The organism is Pseudomonas sp. JV245A, from assembly GCF_032424515.1.
Lineage (GTDB): Bacteria > Pseudomonadota > Gammaproteobacteria > Pseudomonadales > Pseudomonadaceae > Aquipseudomonas > Aquipseudomonas protegens.
Genome location: NZ_VYKE01000387.1, coordinates 1 through 1269, shown reverse-complemented (window position 1 = coordinate 1269; position 1269 = coordinate 1). Strand labels below are relative to the sequence as shown.

Below are 1269 nucleotides of genomic sequence, written 5' to 3'. Positions count from 1 at the left end.
CCGCTGCAGCAGCCGCACATCCCCATCTCTTTTGGCGGCTCCTCGGACATCGCCTACCAGATCGCGGTCAAGCACGCCGACCTCTACGCCCTGTGGGGCGAGCCCCTGGAGGGGGTAGCCGAACAGATCGGCAAACTCAAGGCCGCGGCCAGCGCCGCGGGGGTGGCCGCGCCCCGGGTCAGCCTCTCGGTGCGGCTGATCCTGGGGGCCACCGAGGAATTGGCCTGGCAACGGGCCGAACAGATCCTGGCGCAGATCCGCGCCAACCCGCAGTTCGCCGCCGGCAGCCCCTGGCAGAAGCGCCTCAAGGGCACCGGCTCCGAACGCCTGCTGGCGGCCGCAGCCCGCGGCGACCGCCATGACCGCGCCCTGTGGATGCCCACCGCCAGCGCCGTTGGCGCCTACGGCGACACCACGGCCCTGGTGGGCACGCCGGAGACCGTGGCCCAGGCCCTGCTGGACTACGTCGACCTGGGCGTGACCACCTTCCTCAACCGTGGCTACGACCCTTATTACGACACCATCGACTATGGGCGCTGGATCATCCCCGCCGTCCGCGAAGCCGCCACCCGCCGCAAGCAACACCTGTAGAAGGCGTTTACGAGGCTGGCATCCGGCTTGGAGGCCCTTTCGCCGGCAAGCCGGCTCCTACAACTGCGTTGACCTTTCCCACAACCCTGTAGGAGCTGGCTTGCCAACGAAGGCGGTTAAGAGGCTGACGCCCGGCTCAGGGGCCCTTTCGCCGGCAAGCCGGGTCCTACAAGCGCGTTGACCTTTCCCACAACCCTGTAGGAGCTGGCTTGCCAGCGAAGGCGCCCGCAAGAGCACTGCCCAGTTCAGGGGCTCTTCGCCGCCTGCCAGCGCCTCCGGGAGCGGTGGCCGGGGAATCGGAATGCGAGTGATAGTCGATCATTTTCAACACTTTATCGGCGCCAGGCCGATGACCCAGATCACCACGAATACTCGCCAAAGCGTTAACATTCCACCCAGCCTTTGGCTTTGAACCTGTCATATCCACTTTATGCATCGCGCCCTTTGCTGCGCCATGACGGCATTTCCTCACCGGAGTCATGCACTTTGAAAACCTGGCACACACTTGTCGGCATCCTGCTGATCACCACGGCCACCCTGCTGCTGGAGATCCCTTCCGCCACCTGGCTGACCTCGGCCACCCTGAGCATGATCCTGGGCACCGCAGCCCTGGCCTACATGGCGATGTCCTGCCTGCTGGCCAGCCGCTGGGGCTGGGTCGAACGGCTGTTCGGCGGC

General features: G+C 66.0%; 1 protein-coding gene and 1 pseudogene. Both read left to right on the top strand.

Annotated elements, in window-relative coordinates:
- The coding region (locus F6S12_RS31880; RefSeq protein ID WP_315869876.1) for an LLM class flavin-dependent oxidoreductase at nt 1–591 on the top strand (591 nt) is incomplete at its 5' end.
- A 486-nt stretch (nt 592–1077) separates the two neighbouring features.
- Nucleotides 1078–1269 (top strand): annotated as a pseudogene (locus tag F6S12_RS31875) (oxidoreductase); the annotation flags it as partial.